The sequence below is a fragment of the Pseudomonas sp. Ma2-10 genome, from assembly GCF_054330215.1.
The window spans coordinates 71847-93528 of the sequence record NZ_JBTEYL010000012.1 but is presented as its reverse complement, the minus strand read 5'-3'; the positions used below and the strand labels follow the sequence as shown (position 1 = coordinate 93528).

General features: G+C 60.1%; 22 protein-coding genes and 1 pseudogene. 3 read left to right on the top strand and 20 right to left on the bottom strand.

Translation table 11 applies throughout. The features are described 5' to 3' along the window. Window positions 1-6: 6 nt before the first annotated feature. The 10 genes and pseudogenes from ACXPVS_RS16185 to ubiE form a co-directional block, all read right to left on the bottom strand. Window positions 7-1065: pseudogene (locus ACXPVS_RS16185) on the bottom strand (methyl-accepting chemotaxis protein); the annotation flags it as partial. Between the two features lie 72 nt (window positions 1066-1137). Further along, window positions 1138-1845, bottom strand: coding sequence for a 16S rRNA (uracil(1498)-N(3))-methyltransferase (locus tag ACXPVS_RS16180; protein ID WP_458510826.1), 708 nt, complete (start codon window positions 1843-1845; stop codon window positions 1138-1140). Beyond that, the gene (gene tatC, locus ACXPVS_RS16175; RefSeq protein WP_458510825.1) at window positions 1842-2636 is read right to left on the bottom strand and encodes a twin-arginine translocase subunit TatC; all 795 of its coding nucleotides are present in this window, start codon (window positions 2634-2636) and stop codon (window positions 1842-1844) included. Before tatC ends, ACXPVS_RS16180 begins: the two co-directional genes overlap by 4 nt. After that, window positions 2633-3067 (bottom strand): Sec-independent protein translocase protein TatB, encoded by a 435-nt coding sequence (tatB, locus tag ACXPVS_RS16170; protein WP_458510824.1) that lies wholly within the window; start codon window positions 3065-3067, stop codon window positions 2633-2635. Before tatB ends, tatC begins: the two co-directional genes overlap by 4 nt. A gap of 10 nt (window positions 3068-3077) precedes the next feature. Next, window positions 3078-3350 carry a twin-arginine translocase TatA/TatE family subunit gene (locus ACXPVS_RS16165; RefSeq protein WP_458510823.1) on the bottom strand — a complete coding sequence of 91 codons (273 nt, stop codon included), beginning with the start codon at window positions 3348-3350 and terminating at the stop codon, window positions 3078-3080. A gap of 26 nt (window positions 3351-3376) precedes the next feature. Continuing rightward, window positions 3377-3709, bottom strand: a complete 333-nt coding sequence (locus ACXPVS_RS16160) for a phosphoribosyl-ATP diphosphatase (RefSeq protein WP_008047820.1) — start codon at window positions 3707-3709, stop codon at window positions 3377-3379. Further along, window positions 3702-4103: a phosphoribosyl-AMP cyclohydrolase gene (gene hisI, locus ACXPVS_RS16155; RefSeq protein WP_458510822.1), complete on the bottom strand. Its 402-nt coding sequence runs from the start codon at window positions 4101-4103 to the stop codon at window positions 3702-3704. The genes ACXPVS_RS16160 and hisI overlap by 8 nt, the downstream gene beginning before the upstream one ends. 80 nt (window positions 4104-4183) lie before the next feature. Next, the gene (ubiB, locus tag ACXPVS_RS16150; protein ID WP_458510821.1) at window positions 4184-5788 is read right to left on the bottom strand and encodes a ubiquinone biosynthesis regulatory protein kinase UbiB; all 1605 of its coding nucleotides are present in this window, start codon (window positions 5786-5788) and stop codon (window positions 4184-4186) included. Beyond that, complete coding sequence (locus ACXPVS_RS16145) at window positions 5785-6408, bottom strand: ubiquinone biosynthesis accessory factor UbiJ (RefSeq protein ID WP_111449382.1); 624 nt, start codon at window positions 6406-6408, stop codon at window positions 5785-5787. The genes ubiB and ACXPVS_RS16145 overlap by 4 nt, the downstream gene beginning before the upstream one ends. After that, window positions 6408-7178 (bottom strand): bifunctional demethylmenaquinone methyltransferase/2-methoxy-6-polyprenyl-1,4-benzoquinol methylase UbiE, encoded by a 771-nt coding sequence (gene ubiE, locus ACXPVS_RS16140; protein WP_007948968.1) that lies wholly within the window; start codon window positions 7176-7178, stop codon window positions 6408-6410. Before ubiE ends, ACXPVS_RS16145 begins: the two co-directional genes overlap by 1 nt. Before the next feature lie 155 nt (window positions 7179-7333). On the opposite strand from ubiE, the gene ACXPVS_RS16135 reads away from it, so the two are divergent. The 3 genes from ACXPVS_RS16135 (at window position 7334) to ACXPVS_RS16125 (ending at window position 8924) form a co-directional block, all read left to right on the top strand. After that, window positions 7334-7609, top strand: coding sequence for a polyhydroxyalkanoic acid system family protein (locus tag ACXPVS_RS16135; RefSeq protein ID WP_458510820.1), 276 nt, complete (start codon window positions 7334-7336; stop codon window positions 7607-7609). 111 nt (window positions 7610-7720) lie between these two features. Then, the gene (locus ACXPVS_RS16130; protein WP_458510819.1) at window positions 7721-8143 is read left to right on the top strand and encodes a phasin family protein; all 423 of its coding nucleotides are present in this window, start codon (window positions 7721-7723) and stop codon (window positions 8141-8143) included. A gap of 10 nt (window positions 8144-8153) precedes the next feature. Beyond that, a complete protein-coding gene (locus tag ACXPVS_RS16125; RefSeq protein ID WP_458510818.1) occupies window positions 8154-8924 on the top strand; it encodes a phasin family protein in 771 nt (256 codons plus the stop codon). 68 nt (window positions 8925-8992) lie between these two features. Here ACXPVS_RS16125 and ACXPVS_RS16120 read toward each other — a convergent pair whose 3' ends face one another. The 10 genes from ACXPVS_RS16120 to ACXPVS_RS16075 form a co-directional block, all read right to left on the bottom strand. Then, window positions 8993-9610, bottom strand: a complete 618-nt coding sequence (locus ACXPVS_RS16120) for a TetR/AcrR family transcriptional regulator (protein ID WP_458510817.1) — start codon at window positions 9608-9610, stop codon at window positions 8993-8995. Window positions 9611-9669: 59 nt separating this feature from the next. Further along, entirely contained in the window at window positions 9670-11352 is a 1683-nt protein-coding gene (gene phaC / locus ACXPVS_RS16115) for a class II poly(R)-hydroxyalkanoic acid synthase (RefSeq protein ID WP_458510816.1), read from the bottom strand. A 114-nt stretch (window positions 11353-11466) separates the two neighbouring features. Further along, on the bottom strand, window positions 11467-12321 hold the full coding sequence (phaZ, locus tag ACXPVS_RS16110) for a poly(3-hydroxyalkanoate) depolymerase (RefSeq protein ID WP_458510815.1): 855 nt from the start codon (window positions 12319-12321) through the stop codon (window positions 11467-11469). Window positions 12322-12383: 62 nt separating this feature from the next. Beyond that, a complete protein-coding gene (gene phaC / locus ACXPVS_RS16105) occupies window positions 12384-14063 on the bottom strand; it encodes a class II poly(R)-hydroxyalkanoic acid synthase (protein ID WP_458510814.1) in 1680 nt (559 codons plus the stop codon). Window positions 14064-14320: 257 nt separating this feature from the next. Continuing rightward, entirely contained in the window at window positions 14321-14701 is a 381-nt protein-coding gene (locus tag ACXPVS_RS16100) for a gamma-butyrobetaine hydroxylase-like domain-containing protein (protein WP_458510813.1), read from the bottom strand. A gap of 45 nt (window positions 14702-14746) precedes the next feature. Beyond that, the gene (gene hslU / locus ACXPVS_RS16095; RefSeq protein WP_458510812.1) at window positions 14747-16087 is read right to left on the bottom strand and encodes an ATP-dependent protease ATPase subunit HslU; all 1341 of its coding nucleotides are present in this window, start codon (window positions 16085-16087) and stop codon (window positions 14747-14749) included. A 55-nt stretch (window positions 16088-16142) separates the two neighbouring features. Next, a complete protein-coding gene (gene hslV, locus ACXPVS_RS16090) occupies window positions 16143-16673 on the bottom strand; it encodes an ATP-dependent protease subunit HslV (protein WP_007899242.1) in 531 nt (176 codons plus the stop codon). A gap of 150 nt (window positions 16674-16823) precedes the next feature. Beyond that, window positions 16824-17528 (bottom strand): SPOR domain-containing protein, encoded by a 705-nt coding sequence (locus ACXPVS_RS16085; RefSeq protein WP_458510811.1) that lies wholly within the window; start codon window positions 17526-17528, stop codon window positions 16824-16826. Window position 17529: 1 nt separating this feature from the next. Continuing rightward, window positions 17530-19266 carry an arginine--tRNA ligase gene (gene argS / locus ACXPVS_RS16080; protein WP_458510810.1) on the bottom strand — a complete coding sequence of 579 codons (1737 nt, stop codon included), beginning with the start codon at window positions 19264-19266 and terminating at the stop codon, window positions 17530-17532. Between the two features lie 166 nt (window positions 19267-19432). Continuing rightward, the gene (locus ACXPVS_RS16075) at window positions 19433-21652 is read right to left on the bottom strand and encodes a primosomal protein N' (protein ID WP_458510809.1); all 2220 of its coding nucleotides are present in this window, start codon (window positions 21650-21652) and stop codon (window positions 19433-19435) included. Window positions 21653-21682: the final 30 nt, after the last annotated feature.

The following is a 21682-nucleotide window of genomic DNA, read 5'->3' as shown; positions in this document are numbered from 1 at the left end:
GCCCAGGGTCATGCTCTGCATGGCGCGCTGTAGCTGGCCGAGTTCATCCTGACGCTCAGAGATAAGGTTTTGGGTCAGGTCGCCAGCAGCGACGCGCTCCGCCACCTTGAGGGTCTGGCTCAGGGGCATCACGATCTGGCGAGTGATGGCCCACGCGGCAAGCAGGCCGAAGGCGAGCGCCAGGACGGTGGCCAGCAGCAGCAGGTCCTTGGCGTGCGCGGCGTCGGTGTCACGGACGATGGTTTGCGACACGGTGAGTTTTTTGCTGGTGTCGCGCAGGATCTCGCCTTGAACGGCCATGTGTTTGAGCGCGGCAGCGTTGGCCACCTGAGCGTCACGGAACTGGCTGACGGCGGCGCGATAGGCCTTGAGCGAGTCAGTGGCCTGTTGCAGGTTGGCGATGTGTTGTTCGGGCAGTTTGGAAGGCAGGCTTTCGAGGTTTTTCAACGCGTTGTCGATGGCATCCAGAGCCGGCTGCTCGGCCTCGGTTTTGCCGCTGTAGGTGTAACCGCGCACCTGGAAGCGCGCTTGCTGGATCAATTTGCTCAGGCCGATCACGCTATTGAAATCGGCGACGCTGTCACCTTGCAGCATGGATTTTTCGACTTCGGCGACACGGGCCACGGCGTTGTCGGCAGTGGCACCGAGTTTGCTGCGGGCGTCTTCGCGGTTGGCGCCGGCCTGGGTCATGGCAGCAAAGGCTTGTTTGTACTCACTGACGGCGGCCAGTTGCTGGTCGATCATGGCGGCGTCGGCCGGTTGTTCGATCAACGTGCGCGCGGTTTTCAGGCCGGTATCGAGTTGGCCAAGCAGATCGTTGACCGCGCCGGGGCCTTGTTCTCCACGACGCATTTCGTAATCCAGACGGGCCAGGCGCAGGTCTTTGGTCAGGTCGTTGAGGCTGGCAATAAACCCCAGCTTATCGCCGCGACTCATCACACCGCTCAGGCCGGTCCAGCCGGTGAAGGTGATCAACAAGGTAAGCAGCAGCACCAGACCGAAGCCGACACCTAGTTTGCGATTGACGCTGACGTTCCCCAGTTTCTCGGCTAGCCATCGGTACATGCTGCAACTCCCTCGAACCATTCGTTGGTTTTATGGGAACTGTGTCGGCAGGCAGCCGGGAATCTGTAGGGTTTAGAAGAGGCGCGCGAGCAGCGCAGTGACGGCGGTTTCGACCCGCAGGATGCGGTCGCCAAGTTGCACCGGTTGCAGGCCGGCCTTGCCCAGCAGGTCGATTTCGTAAGGAATCCAGCCACCTTCGGGGCCGATGGCCAGGGTTACCGCTTCGGTCAGGCCGCGAGGGCAGGGCGGATAATGGCCGGGGTGGCCAACGAGCCCGAGGGTACCGTCGGTGATCGCCGGTAGACGGTCTTCGACGAACGGCTTGAAGCGCTTCTCGATGACGACTTCCGGCAGTACGCTGTCTCGGGCCTGTTCGAGGCCGAGGATCAGTTGTTCGCGAATCGCCTTGGGCTCCAGAAACGGCGTTTGCCAGAAGCTCTTCTCGACGCGATAGCTGTTCACCAGAATAACTCGAGGCACCCCCATGGCCGCTACGGTCTGGAACACCCTGCGCAGCATTTTTGGCCGTGGCAGGGCCAGCACCAGGGTCAGCGGCAGCTTGGCCGGTGGTGGCTGGTCGAGGGTGACGCACAACTCGGCTTCATCGGCGTCCAGGCGCAGCAGTTCGGCCGAGCCCATCAGCCCGCCGATACGCCCTACCCTCAGGCTGTCGCCGACAACAGAGCGATGGACTTCCTGCATGTGCGTCAACCGGCGATCACGCAGGATCGCCCGGTCGGCCGCCATGAAGTCGGCCTCTTCGAGCAGCAGCAGGTTCACGGTTGGGTCGCTGGCGGCTGGTCGTTGTGATCGTCGGCCGGCTGGTCGTCCGGGTGTTCTCCGCGTTTGCTGATCAGGCTGCCGAACAGGATGCCGATTTCAAACAGCAGCCACATCGGTATGGCCAACAGTGTCTGCGAGAAGATGTCCGGTGGCGTCAGGATCATGCCGACCACGAAGCAGCCGATGATCACGTACGGACGGATTTTCTTCAGGTATTTGACGTCGACCACGCCGATCCACACCAGCAGCACCACGGCCACCGGAATCTCGAACGCTACGCCGAAGGCGAAGAACAGCGTCATGACGAAATCGAGGTAGCTGGTGATGTCGGTCATCATTTCCACGCCGGCCGGGGTGGCGGCGGCGAAGAATTTGAAGATCAACGGGAACACCAGGTAATAGGCGAACGCCATGCCGGTGTAGAACAGCAGGATACTGGACATCAGCAACGGCACGGCGATGCGCTTCTCATGCTTGTACAGGCCTGGCGCGATAAAGCCCCAGATCTGATGCAGGATCACCGGGATCGCCAGGAACAGCGAGACCATCATCGTCAGCTTCAGCGGCGTCAGGAACGGCGACGACACGTCGGTGGCGATCATCGTTGCGCCCACGGGCAGGTACTGACGCAGCGGCGTGGAGACGAAGGTGTAGATCTGCTGGGTGAAGGCAAACAACCCGGCGAAGATGATGAAGATCGCCGCTACACAACGTAGCAGACGGGTACGCAACTCGGTGAGGTGCGAAACCAGCGGCATGTGCTGGTCATTTTCGGGGAGATCGCTCATGAGGCTCGCGGCGGCAAAGTGGTGTCGTGAGGAGCCGGCGTTGTCGGCGCGGCGGCAGGAGCAACAGGTTCTACGGGTGCAGGTTCTATCGCCGCTACAACCGGGGCAGGTTCCGCTGCCATCGGAGCATGAATCGTTTGCTCCGCCACCGGTTCAACCGGCTGAACCGGTGTAGCCTCCTGCTGAGTCGGCGTGAAAATCTTCCGCGCCTCCTGCTCAAGCGACAGAATGTGCTCGTTGTGCAGTTGCCGCCGAATCTCGTCGGCACCGATTTCACGTTCAACTTCCTGTTTGATCGCGTTGAAGCTGCGCTTCAGACGGCCGATCCACAGGCCGGCGGTGCGCGCAGCACCCGGCAGACGCTCGGGGCCCAGCACCAGCAGGGCCACGAGGCCGACGAGCAGCAGTTCAAGGAAGCTCATACCAAACATTAGTCAGTGCTCACACGTCTTTGCGGATCGGCTCTTCAACTTTTTGCGCCTGCACGTCGATGGTGTGCGGCTGGTTCACCGAGGCCTGCGGCTGAACCGGCGGTACCGGTTGGGACGGTGTCGCAGTCGGATCGGTCGGTTTTTCGTCGTCGTTCATGGCTTTTTTGAAGCCTTTGATCGACTCACCCACGTCAGTGCCCAGGTTTTTCAGTTTCTTGGTGCCGAACACCAGCACGACAACAACCAGGATGACGATCCAGTGTTTCCAGTCAAAAATGCCCATGTTGCTGTTCCTCTCTAATTAGATGTTCAGGCGGACGGGCGAGAGGCTTTCTCGGCGTGTCCGGACAGACCGAAACGACGGTCCAGTTCATCGAGTACAGCCTGTGGATGCTGCCCCAGTTGGGCGAGCATGACCATGCTGTGGAACCACAAATCGGCGGTTTCGTAGATCACATCGCTGCAGTCACCGCTGATGGCGGCATCCTTGGCGGCAATGATGGTTTCGACCGACTCTTCGCCGACTTTTTCCAGAATCTTGTTCAAGCCCTTGTGGTACAGGCTGGCGACATACGAGCTGTCGGCAGCGGCGCCTTTGCGCTCTTCCAGCACTTCGGCCAGACGGGTCAGCGTGTCACTCATGTGGGTGTCCTGCGGAATAGATGGCGTGCGGGTCTTTGAGCACCGGATCGACGGTTTTCCAGTCGCCGTTCTCGAAGACGCGGTAGAAGCAGCTCTGACGGCCGGTATGGCAAGCGATGTCGCCGATCTGCTCGACCATGAGGATGATCACGTCGGCGTCACAGTCCAAACGCATCTCATGCAGGGTTTGCACATGGCCGGACTCTTCGCCCTTGCGCCACAGCTTGCCACGGGAACGTGACCAGTAAATGGCGCGGTTTTCGGCAGCGGTCAGTTCCAGCGCTTCACGGTTCATCCAGGCCATCATCAGGACGCGCCCGGTCTTGTGATCTTGGGCAATCGCCGGCACCAGGCCATTCGCGTCCCACTTGATCTCGTCCAGCCAGTTTTTCATCTTCGACTCCGACAGCGGGCCCGACACTTCATTAGCAGGGCCCAACGTTCAAACAGTGTGCCAGTGGATCACACAACTGGCTATCGGCGAACGACCAGATACAAACCGACGGCCATCATGATACCGGCCGGCCAGTAAGCCAGATCGTTCAGAGGTCCGCCCACGGCCAATATTGCACCGCCGGCCAGATGCGCCGTACCGAGCAGCCGCAGGAACCAGTCGTCCCGGCGCCGATGCCAAGGTGGCGGTGGATCATAGGCATGAGGCTGGGACATGCGTTCAAGCAGATCGCGCGCCATATTGGCCAGGTGCGGCAGTTGCTCGAACTGGCTCTGCACGTTGCCGAGCAAAGCTTTGGGGCTGACACGCTCGCGCATCCAGCGTTCGAGAAACGGCTGGGCGGTGTTCCACAAATCGAGGTCCGGGTACAACTGGCGGCCCAGGCCTTCGATGTTCAACAGGGTTTTTTGCAGCAAAACGAGCTGCGGCTGCACTTCCATGTTGAAACGCCGAGCGGTCTGGAACAGGCGCATCAGCACCTGGCCGAAAGAAATATCTTTTAACGGCTTTTCGAAAATCGGCTCGCACACGGTGCGGATCGCCGCTTCGAATTCGTTGAGTTTGGTTTCCGCCGGTACCCAGCCTGAGTCGATGTGCAACTGCGCGACGCGACGGTAATCACGCTTGAAGAACGCGAACAGGTTACGCGCCAGGTAGTCCTGGTCTTCCGGGGTCAGGCTGCCGACGATGCCACAGTCGATCGCAATGTACTGCGGGCTCCACGGGTTGACGGTACTGACGAAGATGTTGCCGGGGTGCATGTCGGCGTGAAAGAAGCTGTCGCGGAACACCTGGGTGAAGAAGATCTCGACGCCACGCTCGGCGAGCATTTTCATGTCGGTGCGCTGGTCGGCCAAGGTTGTCAGGTCGGTGACCTGAATGCCGTAGATGCGCTCCATCACCAGCACTTTCGGCCGGCACCAGTCCCAATAGACTTGTGGCACGTAGAGCAGCGGCGAGCCGTCGAAGTTACGCCGCAACTGGCTGGCGTTGGCCGCCTCGCGCAGCAGGTCGAGTTCGTCGTAGATGGTTTTTTCGTAGTCCTGGACCACGTCCACCGGGTGCAGCAGGCGCGCGTCGGCCGAGAGCTTTTCGGCGGTGCGGGCGAGGATGAACAGCCACGCCAGATCCTGCGCGATGATCGGCTTGAGGCCGGGGCGGATGACCTTGACCACCACCTCTTCGCCGGTTTTCAGTTGCGCGGCATGCACCTGCGCCACCGAGGCCGAGGCCAGCGGTTCGACGTCGAAGCGGCTGAAGACTTCGCTGATCTTTTTGCCGAGCTGTTCTTCGATCAGCTTGATCGACACTTGCGAGTCGAACGGCGGCACGCGGTCCTGCAGCTTCATCAGTTCATCGGCGATGTCTTGCGGCAGCAAGTCGCGGCGGGTGGACAGGATTTGCCCGAACTTGATGAAAATCGGCCCCAGGTCCTGCAACGCCAGACGCAATCGCGCGCCACGGCTCAGGTCCAACGTCTTGCGCGGGAACCAGCGCCACGGCAAGGCGTAGCGCAGCGCCAGCAGAAACCAAGGCAGTGGCAGGGCGAACAACAGGTCATCGAGACGGTAGCGAATGACAACGCGCTGGATGCGCAACAAACGGCGGACGGCAAGCAGCTTCATGCGTTATCGCTTGGGTCGAGGGATCGGGAAAGGCGCTCGAAACGCGCCTCGAGACGTTCCAGATCGAGTTTGATCTGGTCCAGTTCACTGAAACGGGCTTCGGCTTCGCGCTGACCGACGAGGGTGCGCGATTCTTCGGCCAGGTACTCGCCAAGATTCTGGTTCAGGCTGGCGAACCCTTGCTGATACCAGCGTGCGCGACTGCGCAGGTGGCCGCCGAGCAGTTGCGTGGCGACAGGTCCCAGCCAGCGCGAGAGTTCATACTCCCAGTCCAGCTCAAGGTCCTGAAGGATCGCCGCCAGTTCCAGCAACACACCGCTGTCGCCGTCGAGTTCGACTTCCGGAGCATGCAGCACCGAAGTCTTGTCCTTGCTCATGGCCAGTTTCAGCAGGCTGGAGGCCGGTGCGCGCAAGGTGCAGTCGGCGCCGGTTTCCCAGTGGGATGCCAGCATCAAGCCTTCGTCGCTGGGCAGGATGAACACTTGCAGCGCCGGGCTGCGGCAGTCGACGGCAATCACCTTGCCACTCAAATGCGCCAGCCGTGGCAGCGCCGTGCTGTCGAGGCGCAGCACCCGGTTCAGACCGAGTTCAACGCTGGCGAGCAGGCCGGCCAGCAACATCAGGGTTTGATGCCACGGTGCAGGGCGACGATGCCTGCGGTCATGTTGTGGTAGGTCACGCGGTCGAAACCGGCTTCGACCATCATCGACTTCAGGGTTTCCTGATTCGGGTGCATGCGGATCGATTCGGCCAGGTAGCGGTAGCTTTCCGAGTCGTTGGTAATCAGCTTGCCCATCAACGGCATGAAGGCGAACGAGTAGGCGTCGTAGGCTTTGGACATCAGCGCATTGGTCGGCTTGGAGAACTCCAGCACCAGCAAGCGGCCGCCCGGTTTCAGTACTCGCAGCATCGAGCGCAGGGCGTCTTCTTTATGGGTAACGTTGCGCAGGCCGAAAGCGATGGTCACGCAGTCGAAATGGTTGTCCGGGAACGGCAGCTTCTCAGCGTCGGCCTGAACGAATTCGACATTGCCGGCCACGCCCAGATCCAGCAGGCGGTCACGACCGACCTTGAGCATGGATTCGTTGATGTCGGCCAACACGACCTGGCCGGTCGGCCCAACGAGGTGCGAGAACTTCTTGGTCAGATCGCCCGTGCCGCCAGCGATGTCCAGCACGCGGTTACCGGTGCGCACGCCCGACAGCTCGATCGCGAAACGCTTCCACAGACGGTGCATGCCGCCCGACAGGAGGTCGTTCATCAAGTCGTACTTGGCGGCTACCGAGTGGAACACCTCAGCGACTTTTTCCGCTTTTTGGCTTTCCGGAACGTTTTTGAAACCGAAGTGAGTGGTGGGTTCGGCATCGCTGCCTTTGCGCTGATCAGTCATATCGCTGTCACCAGAAGAGAATGCGGGACATTCTAATCCCGGTGGCCTGCTTTGTCTTGGCAAGGCTGCAGGTAAGATAGGTAACCGCCGAGACGTTTTGCCGCAGTAGCGGTCAGGATGCTTCGGGAAAGTATTTATAAAGCAGGAGTCATTCGATGGCCCGTATTAGTGTTGAGCGTGCCCATGGCCTGGGTAAGGAAGCGGCCCGCGAGAAGGCCGACCAGTTGGCGCAGAAACTGTCCGATCAATATGGCCTTGAGCCGCAATGGTCCGGCGACACCCTGAACCTCAAACGTTCCGGTGTGAAAGGCGCGGTGTATGTGGGCGAGGATTCGATCAAGGTCGATGTCGAACTTGGCCTGTTGATGTCGGCCATGAGTGGCACCATCAAATCGGAAATCGAAAAGGCTCTCGACAAAGCCTTGGCGTAACCGATTTGTGTCAGTTGTTAGGGTGCCGTTTCTAATTATTCTCACTACTTTGTGCCTGAGCCCGACTCTTTCGCGGGCAGTTCCTCAAACCTTCTGCGCGTGAGGTGCACCATGGCCAAAGTTATTCTGAAGAAAAAAATCGACGCTTCGACGACTGCTCTGAGCGACGTTAAATTTTATGCCCGCAGGATCTGGCTGGCAGGCCTGGGTGCCTACACCAAGGTCGGCCAAGAGGGCAGCGAGTACGTTCAAGAGTTGATCAAGGCTGGTCAAATTGTTGAAAAGCAAGGCAAAAAAGTAGTTGCCGAGAAACTTGAAGCGGCCAATGCCGAGATTGATGACGCCAAGAGTGAAGTCAATACTTTCAAAGGGAAGGTCGAACTTCAACTCGACAAGGTCGAGAAGGCTTTTGACTCGCGTGTGGCAAGTACCTTGAATCGTATCGGCATTCCGTCTAAACATGACGTTGAGGCACTTTCTGCCAAGCTCGATGAGCTGACGGCATTGCTCGAACGCGTCGCGCGTAAATCTTAAGGAGAACGGGATGGCTGGTAAAAAGAATACTGAAAAAGAAGGCAGCTCGTGGATCGGGAAAGTCGAAGACTACTCCCGCAAAATCTGGCTGGCTGGTTTAGGCGTGTACTCGAAGATTGACACTGACGGCAGCAAACTCTTCGATACATTGGTTAAAGACGGCGAGAAAGCCGAGAAGCTCACCAAGAGCGTTGTCGGCAAGAAAGTCGATGCTGCCAAGGACTCTGCTTCGTCGGCCAAGTCGCGTATCAGTGGCGTGAAAGATCGCGCACTGGGCAAGTGGGATGAGCTGGAAGGGGCTTTCGACAAGCGTCTGAACAGTGCCATTTCGCGCCTGGGTGTACCGAGCCGCAGTGAAGTCAAAGCACTGCACAGCAAGGTCGATACCCTGACCAAGCAGATCGAAAAGCTCACGGGTGCCAAGGTGGCGCCGGTTGCGGCGAAAACCGCAGCGGCCAAACCTGCAGCGAAGTCCGCTGCCAAACCACTGGCTAAAGCTGCCGCTAAACCAGCGGCCAAAACCGCCGCAGCGAAACCTGCGGCCAAAGCAGCAGCAAAACCGGCTGCCAAAACTGCAGCGGCCAAACCCGCTACCAAGCCAGCGGCCAAACCTGCCGCAGCGAAGAAGCCTGCGGTGAAAAAGCCGGCAGCGCCGAAAGCGGCTGCCGCCAAACCGGCAACCCCGGCGCCGGTCAGCGCATCGAACTCCGCTACTGCGCCGACCCCTGCTGCAACCCCGACTGTCGCGCCAGTTTCTTCGACGCCAACCAGTCAGTCCTGATTTTCAGGGCTCAAGAGAACGCCCGGCCTGAAAAGGTCGGGCGTTTTTGTTTGGCATTTGAAAAGGTCTTAATGATCCTCTAGGTACTGCAACGCCAGTTGCTCTGTGGCCGCCTTGATCGGCGGCAACAAATGCGGCGCCACCAGCATCATGATCTGGTACACCACCAACCTCACCTCACCCGTGCGATCAAGAATCCGCTGATAGTCCAGCGAGAACAGCAGCGTCATGGTGATCTGTTCCACCAGTTGCCCCAACGCTTGGGTATCGCTGACCAATCGCCCCTGAGCCTTTAAGCGTGCGAGCAACGAAGCCAGCGTGCGTTTCAACGCATTGAGCAGGTTGCGTATGCCCTTGGCCAGTTTCGGCAAGCGCCCGGCGAGGTTCGACAGGTCCTGGAACAGAAACCGGTAATGGGCCAGGCGCTCGACGATCAGGTGCAGAAACAGCCAGTAATCTTCCGGTGCAAGTTCCACATCGGCCGGTGGATCGAGCAGGGGCGCCAGTTCGGCCTGGAAACGCTCGAACAGTCCGAGAATCAACGGTTCCTTGCCGTGGAAGTGGTAGTAGAGGTTGCCCGGGCTGATGCCCATTTCGTTGGCAACTTCCATGGTGGAGACGTTCGGCTCGCCCTTGTGATTGAACAACTGCAAAGCACATTCGAGAATCCGGTCGCGGGTTTTCATCCAGTCTTCTTAATGGTCGAGTCATGCCACGGCCGGCGCCGGCCGTGGTTCGTTGTCAGTCAGCGCACGCGCACATAAGTGCCGGGAGCCGCTTCCATCGGTGGATAGTTCGGGTTGCCAAGCGTTATGTGGGTTTCTTTTAGCGCACCTGAACGTTCTTGAATCCAGCCCAGCCACTGAGTCCACCAACTGCCGTCAACTTGCTTGGCGTCGTAATACCAGGCTCTGGGGTCACTGCTCAGCTTCGTGCTCTCGACGAAGCTGGCTTTCGGGTTTGATGGTGGGTTGAGAATGCTCTGTACATGACCGCTGTTGGACAGCACGAAGCGTCGCTCCCCACCCAGCAGCAGGGTAGAGCGATACACGGCATCCCACGGGGTGATGTGGTCATTGATGCCCGCAACGCTGAAGCTGTCGACGGTGACTTTATGCAAGTCGATCGGCGTGCCACACACCTCCAGACCACCTGGATGACTCAGCGGGTTGTGTTTGAAGAAGTCCAGCAAGTCACCATGCAAAGCTGCCGGCAAACGTGTGTTGTCGTTGTTCCAGTAGAGGATGTCGAACGCCGGCGGCTCCTTGCCCAGCAGGTAGTTGTTGACGAAATAGCTCCAGATTAAATCGTTGGGGCGCATCCAGGCGAAGACCTTGGCCATGTCGCGACCGTCCAGCACGCCTTTCTGATAGGAGCGACGCTTGGCCGCTTCAAGCGTCTGTTCGTCGGCGAAGAGAGTCGCAGGCGTGTCCATCTGACTGTCGAGCAGACTCACCAGGTACGTTGCGCTGGACACTCGCCGCAGTTGCCGCTTGGTCTGTAAGTGACCTTGCAGGGCGGCGATGGTCAGCCCGCCCGCGCAGGCGCCCATCAGATTGACCTCACGAGCGCCGGTGATCGCCCGGCACACATTCAGCGCTTCTTCCACGGCTTCAACGTACGTCGAAAGCCCCCATTCGCGATGACGTACATCCGGATTGCGCCAACTGATCATGAAGGTTTGCAGGCCGTTCTTCAGGGCGAACTGAACGAAGCTGTTGTGCGGGCTCAAGTCGAAAATGTAGTACTTGTTGATCTGCGGCGGCACCACCAGCAGCGGTTTTGAATACTGCTTTTCGCTCATGGGCTTGTACTGGATCAACTCCAGCAGTTCATTGCGAAATACCACGGAGCCCGTAGTGGTGGCGACCGTTTTGCCGACCTCGAAAGCTTGCTTGGTCACTTGCCTGGGCAGGCCGTCGTTGTGCAGGAAGTCGTCGACCAGATGGCTGATACCTCGCACCAGGCTGTTGCCGCCGGAGTTGAAAATCTCCTTGATCGCCAGCGGATTAAGCAGGCTGTTGGACGGTGCCATGGCGTCGTTGAGCAAGGCGAACGCGAAGTGGGCACGGGCGCGATCGTCCGGGGTCATGTTGCTGTCGTCGATCCAGTGTTTGACCTGCTTCTGCCAGCTCAGGTAGGCCTGCAAACTGCGGCGATAAAAAGGATTGAGGCTCCACGCCGGATCGGCAAAGCGATTGTCCTGCGGGTTGGTCGGGTGCAGGGTTTCGCCCAGCAATACGCGGCCCAGTTGACCGCCCAGCTTCAAGGCGTGTCGGGCGGTGTGCACCGGGTTGCGCAAACCATGGGCGGCAACGCTGCGCAGGGTGGAAAACAGATCCCGACCACGAAGGCCGGTAATCGCACTCTGTGCATTGATGAACGCGGCGGGAGTGGGCAAAAATTCCCTCGCTGGTTTTTCGCGCATGAATCAACACTCCTTCGTCTTCAGGCCAAATACAGATACACCGAACCAAAACACCATAGACGCTGTTGCGGATTGTTGCGCTGCGCTGCGTCTCCCCGACCGACAATGGGCCGATTAGCCGCCCAATGGCGTCGGATGCGGATGCATCACGGCGCGCTGACGTTCTTCCTCCAGAAACTTCATGATGATCGGTGCCACTGCTTCGGCCCGGGTAATCAAAAACAGATGCCCGTCATCGATGATGTGCAACTGGGCGTTGGGAATCCGCCAGGCCAGTAACCGCATGTTGACTAACGGAATCAGTGGGTCGTCATCACCGGCCAGTACCAAGGTTGGCTGGTGGATCTTGTGCAACCAGTGAATGCTGGTCCAGCCGAGGCCGGCGAACAGCTGCCAGTAGTAACCGAGTTTGCCGGCCGAGCGGACCTTGGCGGCATGGCTGGCGGCGAGGGTTGGATCGCGACGAAACGCACCGCCATAGATCATCGGCGCAATGCGAATCACGTGAGACGGCTGGATGTAGCGTCTTGGGCTGGCCATCATCCAAAGAACGCTCGGCTTGCCCGGCACCATCACCGCGCCCGCCGCCGTGGCCGCCAGAACGAGTTTCTTGCAGCGCTCGGGATAGTCGTAAGCGAACTGCTGGGCCAGGGCGCCACCCCACGACACGCCAATCACATTGACTTGCCCGTAGTCGAGATAGTCGAGCATCCGCGCCGTGAGTTTCGCCAGGCCCGCAAAGCGATACGGTCGCCTTGGCGTCGACGAACCGCCGACACCAGGGACGTCGAAAGCGATGACTTCCAGGTCCGGGTCCAGCGCCGCGACAAACGGAAACACCAGCTCCAGGTTGGCGCCGATGCCGTTGAAAATCAGCAAGGGCGTCAAGTGAGGCTTGCCGGGGCGTACCGCCGTGCGGAGGGTCTGGCCATCCAGGTCGACAGTACGAAATATGAACGCTTGCGGCATGCACGGAGCCCTGTAGGTGTGTATGGGAGCAGGCTTGCCCGCTCCCACGAGTGTTACTTCAATTACCGCTCATGCACATAGGTGCCCGGCGCAGCTTCGCCCGCCGGATAAGCCTTGTTGCCCAAACTGCCCGGAGATTTCTTCAGCTTGCCCGAACGTTCGGCTTGCCATGCCTGCCAGTGCAGCCACCAGGAGTCGGTGTGCTTGGTTGAGTTTTCTTGCCACTCCTCTGCGTTGACCGGCATCTCGATGCTGGTCATGTAGCGCGATTTCGGATTGCCGGGCGGGTTCAGAATGCTCTGGATATGCCCGCTGGTGGACAGCACGAATTCAACCTTGCCACCGAACAGTTGCGCCGACTTGTAGCAGGACTTCCATGGCGTGATGTGGTCGTTGGTGCCGGCCAGGGAGAAGATGTCGGCAGTGACCTGCTTCAGATTGATCGGTGTGCCGCACACTTCCAGTGCGTCAGGACGGATCAGTGGGTTGGTTTTGAACATCTCGATCAGGTCGCCGTGAAACGCTGCGGGCAACCGTGTGGTGTCGTTGTTCCAGAACAGGATGTCAAACACCGGCGGCTCGTTGCCTAGCAGGTAATTGTTGACCCAGTAGTTCCAGATCAGGTCGTTGGGGCGCATCCAGGCGAAAACTTTCGCCATGTCGCGGCCTTCCAGGACGCCGGCCTGATAGGAGTGGCGCTTGGCGGATTCGAGGGTCTGCTCGTCGACGAACAGTGCCACATCGCTGTCCAGCGTGGTGTCCAGCACGCTGACCAGCAGCGTCAGGGCGTTGACCTTGTTCTCGCCGATCGCGGCGTAATGGCCCAGCAGGGCGGTGCAGGTGATGCCGCCGGAGCAGGCGCCGAGCATGTTGATGTCTTTGCTACCGGTGATCGCGGTGACCACGTCGACCGCTTCCTTGAGCGCCTCGATGTAGGTCGACAGACCCCACTCACGCTGCTCCTTGGTCGGGTTGCGCCAGCTGACGATGAATGTCTGCATGTTGTTGCGCAGGCAGAAGCGCGCCAGGCTCTTGTCCGGGCTCAGGTCGAAAACATAGAACTTGTTGATCTGCGGTGGCACCACCAGCAGTGGGCGTTCGTGCACTTGCTCGGTGGTCGGCCGGTACTGGATCAGTTCCAGCACATCATTGCGAAACACCACCGCGCCTTCGGTGACGCCCAGGCTCTTGCCGACCTCGAACGCACCCATGTTGACCTGGCTCGGCATGCCGCCGTTGTGCACCAGATCCTTGGCCAGATGGGAGAGACCGTCGAGCAGGCTTTTGCCACCGGTTTCGAAGAAGCGTTTGACCGCCGCCGGGTTGGCCGCACTGTTGGTCGGGGCCATGGCTTCGGTCATGAGGTTGATCACGAAATGCCCGCGTGCGGCGTCCTTGGGCGAGAGGTTGCTGTCGCCGATCCAGTCGTGGAGCTCCTTGCGCCACGCCAGATAAGTTTGCAGATAGCGTTTGTAGAGCGGGTTCTGACTCCAGGCCGGATCGGCGAAACGACGGTCATCGCTTGTCGGTTGCAGCACGGATTTGCCGAACAGCACGTTCTTCAGTTCGATACCGAAATGAGCGACATGCTTTGCACTGTGAATCGGTTGTTTGATGGCCTGGGTCAGCACCATTCGGGCAGAGCCCAGCAGGTCTTTTCTGCGCAGTCCAACGACCGGATTCAGCCCCAAGGTATTTTCCGAGGCCTGAACTTTCAGGTCATCGTTATTCTTGTTACTCATCTACGACGCTCCATTGTCCTGAGACGAGTACCTGGGTCCAGCTGTGCAGTCCACAGCCAATGCCAGGTACTACTGCTCGGGTGACCGTTAACTCTGCATCGCTGCTTTTTAGTTCAGAGAGCACTGCAGGGACCTTGCCAGCTCCATTGGTTACCCGAGTTTAATTTTTTTCGCAAGCAGGCCAATCGAAGGCCCGGAAGCGGAGCATTCAAACAGATGGAATTAGAAAATGCCCTCTAATGAGCGAAAGGCCTGAGCTAGAGCATCAGCTTGACGATGGATTCGTTCGGGTCGCGGGTTTTTCCGGCGGCTTTGAGTTCGGCAAGATAATCGTTCCAGAGATCTTCTTGGCGCAGGCCCAACTGGTACAGATATTCCCAGGTGAACAGGCCGCTGTCGTGGCCGTCGTCGAAGGTCAATTTCAGTGCGTACTGACCCGCCGGTTCGACCTTGGTCAGGCCTACGCCGATCTTGCCAAATTGCAGGATAGGTTTGCCGTGGCCCTGGACCTCGGCGGAAGGAGAGTGCACGCGCAGGAACTCGGCGGGCAGGTGATGTTCCTCGCCGGACGCGTATTTGAGCGACAGGGTTTTAGAGGCTTTGTGCAGTTTGATGTCGGTGGGGAGCTGGGTCGTCATTTTGGTTCAGGGCCGCAAGCGGCCCTGCCATGTAGAGAATGAGACCTACAGGATATAACGGGACAAGTCTTCGTTCTGCGCCAATTCGCCCAAGTGGCTGTTGACGTAATCGGCGTCGATCAGGATCGCCTTGTCGTCGTGGGCGCTGGCCAGATCACCGGCGCTGAACGACACCTCTTCAAGCAGGCGCTCAAGCAGCGTGTGCAGGCGACGGGCACCGATATTCTCGGTCTTCTCGTTGACCTGCCAGGCGATCTCGGCAATGCGTTTGATACCGTCCGGCAGGAACTCGATGACCAGGCCTTCGGTTTTCAGCAGGGCGCAGTATTGCTCGGTGAGCGATGCGTGCGGCTCGCTGAGGATGCGTTCGAAATCTTCAGGCGTCAGGGCCTTCAGTTCGACCCGAATCGGCAGGCGACCTTGCAGTTCAGGCACCAGATCGCTCGGCTTGCTCAGGTGGAACGCACCGGACGCGATGAACAGGATGTGGTCGGTCTTGACCATGCCCAGTTTGGTGTTGACGGTGCAGCCTTCGATCAGTGGCAGCAGGTCGCGCTGCACGCCTTCGCGGGACACGTCGACGCCACCGGTGTTGCCGCGCTTGGCGACCTTGTCGATTTCGTCGATGAACACGATGCCGTGCTGCTCGACCGCTTCCAGGGCCTTGGCCTTCAACTCTTCTTCGTTGAGCAGGCGACCGGCTTCTTCGTCACGCACCAGTTTCAGCGCTTCCTTGACCTTGATTTTGCGGCTCTTGTGTTTGCCCTTGCTCATGTTGGCGAACAGGCTTTGCAACTGGTTGGTCATCTCTTCCATGCCTGGTGGCGCGGAGATATCGACACCGGTGACTTCGGCGACTTCGATTTCGATCTCTTTGTCATCCAGCTGACCTTCGCGCAGGCGCTTGCGGAATAGCTGGCGGGTGTTGGAGTCGGCCGACGGTGTGGCGTCGTCGTTGCTGAAGCCCGTGCGTGCCGGTGGCAGCAGGGCGTCGAGGATGCGTTCTTCGGCGGCGTCTTCGGCGCGGTGGCGAACCTTGGTCATTTCCTGTTCGCGCAGCAGCTTGATCGCTGCGTCGGCCAGGTCACGAATGATCGATTCAACGTCGCGGCCGACGTAGCCGACTTCGGTGAACTTGGTCGCTTCGACCTTGATGAACGGTGCGTTGGCCAGTTTTGCCAGGCGGCGAGCAATCTCGGTTTTACCGACACCGGTCGGGCCGATCATCAGGATGTTTTTTGGCGTGACTTCAACGCGCAGCTCTTCAGGCAGTTGCATCCGGCGCCAGCGGTTACGCAGCGCGATGGCGACGGCGCGCTTGGCATCGTCCTGGCCGATGATATGGCGATTGAGTTCGTGGACGATTTCACGGGGAGTCATGGACATAGTAATTGGCGGTCCTCAGGTAAAAGTGAGCCGTGGCGTGGTGGCCAAAACAGGCTTACTCAGCGAGGTCCTGCTCCTCAATGGTGAAGGTGTGGTTGGTGAATACACAGATGTCGCCGGCGATGCCGAGGGCGGTTTCGACGATTTCCCGGGCTGACAGATCGGTTTTTTTCAGCAGCGCGCTGGCGGCGGCCTGGGCGTAACCGCCACCGGAACCCATGGCGATCAGACCTTCTTCGGGTTCGACCACGTCGCCGTTGCCGGTGATGATCAGAGAGGCGTCTTTGTTCGCGACTGCAAGCATGGCCTCGAGGCGGCTGAGGGAGCGGTCAGTGCGCCATTCTTTGGCGAGTTCGACAGCGGCGCGAACCAGGTGGCCCTGATGTTTCTCAAGCTGGCCTTCGAAACGTTCGAAGAGGGTGAAGGCGTCAGCGGTGGCCCCGGCAAAACCGGCGATTACCTGGCCGTGGTACAGGCGACGAACTTTTTTCGCGTTGCCTTTCATCACGGTATTGCCGAGAGAAACCTGGCCGTCGCCGCCCATGACGACTTTGCCGTGGCGGCGAACTGAAACGATGGTGGTCAAGGGAGAGTCTCCACGCAGCGGGGCGAAAATGCCTTATGCCAACTCATATGGGGGTGGTGGAGCGTATTTCAACTGCGGGAAGGGAGAGGGGACGAGCGGTGCGCCTCTTGATTGTTCCCACGCAGAGCGCGGGAATGCTCGGGGAGAGGGTTAGCGGCTTTGGCGTTGTTGTAACAACAGGTTGCTGAAGCCGCTGCCGGCCAGTTGTTTCTGGGCGGTGGTCAGTTGCTCACGGTTGCTGAACGGTCCGACCAATACCCGATACCAGGTTTCGTCTTTCACGGTGCCGGATTCAACCGCCACAGCCTGGCCGAGCAGGATGATCTGGGCCCGCACCTTGTCCGCATCAGCCTCCTTGCGGAACGAGCCGGCCTGCAGGAAGAACCTGGTCACTGGCGCCGCTTTGGACACCGGTGGCGCTGGCGGCGGGGTAATCCCGGCCAGTGCGGCCTGAGCCCGCGCGGTATCGATCTTCGCCGCTTGCTCTGGTGTGACCGGCGTCGTCGGAGTGGTCGGCACTTGTGGCGTCGGCAGGGTTTTCTCCGGCACGGCATCCGGCGGTACGATGACTTCCGATTCCGGCAGCAACGTATAGAAGTCGTACTTCGGCTTCACCGGTTGCGTCGGGCTCGGCGGGGTCTTGTTGGCCTCGGCGATCTTGGCTTTCTGCTGCTCGATCTTCTCGCGCTTGACGCTCTCGCTGCCCTTGCCCGGTTCCAGTTTCATCAGGAACACAATAAACGCGCCGACCGTCAGGCCGATGGCCATCCACAGCCACCCCGGGATCGGTTGTTTTGCAGGAGCTTGGTAACGGCTGGCGCCACGCTTGGGTGCAGGTTTTTTCTTGGCAGCCAACTTACATACGCTCCAGAGTTTCCAGACCCAAGAGTTCCAGGCCTTGCTTGAGAGTGCGGCCAGTCAGCGCGGCGAGGCGCAGACGGCTCTGCATTTGCGCCGGGGTGTCGGCGCTGAGGATCGGGCAGTTCTCGTAGAAGCTGGAGAACAGGCCGGCGACATCGTACAGGTAGGTGCACAGGATGTGCGGCGTGCCTTTGTCGGAAACGTTGTTGAGCACTTCGCCGAACTGCGCGAGCTTCGTCGCCAATTCGTGCTCGTGCGCCGCTTCGAGGACGATCTGACCTTCGACTTCGCTGAAGTCCTTGCCGAGTTTGCGGAACACGCCGGCCACGCGGGTGTAGGCGTACAGCAGGTACGGCGCGGTGTTGCCTTCGAAGTTCAGCATCAGGTCGAAGTTAAAACTGTAGTCGCTGGTGCGGTGCTTGGACAGGTCGGCGTATTTCACCGCGCCAATGCCCACGACCTTGGCGATGTTGCGCAGTTCGTCATCGGCCAGCTCCGGGTTCTTATCCTTCACCAGCGTATAAGCGCGCTCCTGGGCTTCGGTCAGCAAGTCGATCAGCTTTACGGTGCCGCCGTCACGGGTCTTGAACGGACGGCCATCTTTACCGTTCATGGTGCCGAAGCCCATGTGTTCCATGTCCATCGGGTGCGTCACGAAGCCGGCCAGGCGAGCGACCTGGAATACTTGCTGGAAGTGCAGGGCCTGACGCTGGTCGACGAAGTACAGCGCGCGATCAGCCTTCAACTGGCCACTGCGGTAGCGCACGGCTGCCAGGTCGGTGGTGGCGTAGAGGTAGCCGCCGTCAGCCTTGACGATGATCACTGGCAGCGGGTCGCCGTCGGCGTTCTTGAATTCGTCGAGGAACACGCACTGGGCGCCGTTGCTCTCGACCAGCAGGCCGGCGGCCTTGAGGTCGTTGACTACGTTGATCAGGTCATCGTTGTAGGCGCTTTCGCCCATCACATCGGCCATGGTCAGTTTGACGTTCAGCAGTTCGTAGATTTTCTGGCAGTGCGACAACGAGATGTCTTTGAACTTGGTCCACAGCGCCAGGCAGTCCGGGTCGCCGGCTTGCAGCTTGACCACCAGGCCGCGGGCGCGATCTGCGAACTCTTCGGATTCGTCGAAGCGTTGCTTGGCCGCACGGTAAAAATTTTCCAGGTCCGACAGTTCGTCGCTGGTGATCGGGTTTTCCTGAAGGTAGGCCATCAGCATGCCGAACTGGGTGCCCCAGTCGCCGACGTGGTTCTGACGGATCACTTCGTCGCCGAGGAACTCCAACACCCGGGCCACGCCGTCGCCGATGATGGTCGAGCGCAAGTGGCCGACGTGCATCTCTTTGGCCAGGTTAGGTGCCGACAGATCAATCACGGTGCGCTGCACCGGGCCGGCCTTGCGCACGCCGACGTGGGAGTCAGCCAGGGCGGCGTCCAGGCGAGAGGCCAGGGCCTGGGTGTTCTGGAAGAAGTTCAGGAAGCCCGGGCCGGCGATTTCGGTCTTGGTGACGTTTTCATCAACCGGCAGCGCGGCGATGATTTTCTCTGCCAGGTCACGCGGCTTCATGCCGGCCGGTTTGGCCAGCATCATGGCGATGTTGCTGGCGAAGTCGCCGTTCTTCTTGTCACGGGAGTTTTCCACCTGGATCGCCGGCGACAGGCCTTCAGGCAACACACCTTCGTTGACGAGTTGGGTGATGGCTTGTTGGATCAGCTGGCGAATGGTGTCTTTCATGGTGTTCTCTTTCGACCGCAAGCGCGGCGGCGCTTCAATGCGCTAGTGGAAAAACTGGGCATTATCCGTTGCGAAGACGGGCTTGCCAACTATAGCGGGCAGGTTATGGATATGTGGTGACAAATCGGCCGCCATCGCGAGCAAGCTCGTGATGGCGATCTACCCATCAATACAAATCCACAGGATCGACATCCAGCGACCAGCGCACCGCCCGCCCACTCGGCATCTGCTCCAACACCAGCAGCCAGCTGCTTAATAATCGATGCAGCGGCGCCCGGGCTGTCGCTTGCAGCAACAACTGCGCACGATAGCGCCCGGCCCGGCGTTCCATCGGCGCCGGCACCGGCCCGAGCAATTCGATCCCGGTCAGGTTCTGTTCGGCCAGCAAGCGCTCGGCTTCGCTGCACGCGTCATCAAGAAAGCCTTCAGCTTGTCCCGGTTTGTGCGCTTCGGCCCGCAGCAGCGCCAAGTGCGCAAACGGCGGTAGCCCCGCCGAGCGACGTTCGCTCAACGCTTGTTCGGCAAAGGCGAAATAGCCCTGTTCAGTCAATTGCACCAACAGTGGATGGTCGGCCAGGTGCGTCTGGATGATCACTTTGCCCGGCTCTTCCGCGCGCCCGGCGCGCCCGGCAACCTGAACGATCAACTGTGCCATGCGCTCGCTGGCGCGGAAGTCGCCGGAAAACAGTCCGCCGTCGGCATCGAGAATCGACACCAGCGTCACCCGTGGAAAGTGGTGCCCTTTGGCAAGCATTTGCGTGCCCACCAGAATGCATGGCTGGCCCTTCTGAATGGTCGCGAACAGCTGATTCATGGCGTCTTTACGCGAAGTGCTATCGCGGTCGACCCGCAGCACCGGGACGTGCGGAAATAGAATCCCCAATCGTTCTTCGGCGCGCTCGGTGCCGGCGCCGACCGGTCGCAAATCGACTTTGCCGCACTTCGGACAATGCCGAGGGACGCGTTCGACGTAGCCGCAATGGTGGCAACGCAGTTCGCCGGAGCGTTGATGCACGGTCATGCGCGCATCGCAGCGCTGACACTCGGACATCCAGCCGCAGTCATGACACAGCAAGGTGGGGGCGAAACCGCGACGGTTGAGGAACACCAATACTTGTTGCCCGGCGGCCAGCGTCTGGCCGATGGCCTGTTGCATCGGCCCGGAAATGCCGCTGTCCAGTGGGCGGCTTTTGACGTCCAGGCGCAGGAATCTCGGCTGTTTGGCGCCACCGGCACGCTCGTTCAAGCGTAAGAGTCCATATCGACCGGTGTAGGCGTTGTGCAGGCTTTCCAGCGAAGGCGTGGCGGAGCCGAGGACAATCGGGATGTTTTCCTGGCGTGCGCGCACCAACGCCAGGTCGCGGGCGTGGTAGCGCAGGCCTTCCTGCTGTTTATAGGAACCGTCGTGCTCTTCATCGATGATGATCAGGCCGGGGTTCTTCATTGGCGTGAACAGCGCCGAACGGGTGCCGATAATGATATCGGCGTCACCGTCCCGGGCGGCGAGCCAGGCTTCGAGGCGCTCGCGGTCGTTGACCGCCGAGTGGATCAGGGCGATGCGTGCATTGAAGCGCTGCTCGAAGCGCGCCAGGGTCTGCGGGCCGAGGTTGATCTCCGGGATCAGCACCAGCGCTTGTTTGCCGGCCTTGAGCGTTTCGCGGATCAGCTGCAAATAGACTTCAGTCTTGCCACTGCCGGTGACGCCGGCCAGCAGGAACGCGTGATAACTGTCGAACCCGGCGCGAATCGCCTCATAGGCCGCACGCTGTTCCGGGTTGAGCGGCAGTTCCGGCTGCGCCAGCCAGTGTTCGTGGCGAGCGTCGGGGGCGTGCTTGCGGATTTCGACTTGCACCAGATCCTTGGCCAGCAGCAAATCCAGGCTGTCCTTGCTCAGCATCAGTTTGCTCAATAGCTGATGGGCGACGCCGTGGGGATGTTGGGCCAGGGTCGCCAGGGCCTCCCGTTGACGCGGGGCACGAGCGATGCGCGGATCATCAAGGCTGGCGCCGGGCGCGGCGGACCAGAAGCGTTCCTGCCGTGCTTCGGCCAGTTCACCCTGACGCAGCAGCACCGGCAGTGCCCAGCTCAAGGTGTCGCCGAGGCTGTGCTGGTAATACTGAGACGTCCACAGGCACAGTTTGAATAGCGCTGGCGGCAGGGGCGGCGTGGCATCGAGCAGGGCCAGGGCCGGTTTGAGCTTTTCTAGCGGTACTTCGCTGTGATCGGTCACCTCCACCAGAATCCCGATCATCTCCCGTCGGCCGAACGGCACCCGCAGGCGCATGCCTGGCTGCAACTGGGCACGCAGGATCCCGGCCGGGGCACGGTAATCGAACAGGCGTCGCAGAGGTGAAGGCAGGGCGAGGCGCAAAATGGCGTCGGGCACGCGATGGTTTTCTCGATGAGGGGGCGGAGA